The organism is Streptomyces sp. YIM 98790, from assembly GCF_011421595.1.
Lineage (GTDB): Bacteria > Actinomycetota > Actinomycetes > Streptomycetales > Streptomycetaceae > Streptomyces.
The window spans coordinates 1-305 of record NZ_WTLH01000423.1 but is presented as its reverse complement, the minus strand read 5'-3'; the positions used below and the strand labels follow the sequence as shown (position 1 = coordinate 305).

The window sequence follows — 305 nt, the reverse complement described above, 5'->3', positions numbered from 1 at the left end:
CCGCAAGGCTCGTCCGCGGAGGGTCAGTCAGGACCTAAGGCGAGGCTGAAAAGCGTAGTCGATGGACAACGGGTTAACATTCCCGTACCGATTAATGATTGTGCCGGAGAACGGAGAAGGTCAACGTCAGCTGGATGTTGGTTACCAGTGCAAGCAGTCGAGGCGATGAGAGGTGGCGAAAACACCAGGAGCTAAGACGCGAGTCCCACCTCCCACGGGAGGGAAGTGGCGCTGATCAAGCTTCCTAGAAAAGCCCGAACCACGTTAATCATTAATTGCCTGTACCCGAAACCGACACAGGTGGG

The 305-nt window shown here is 55.7% G+C and carries 1 rRNA gene; it reads left to right on the top strand.

Annotated features, from left to right (window positions below):
* A 23S ribosomal RNA gene (locus tag GQS09_RS28460) occupies positions 1-305 on the top strand; the annotation flags it as partial.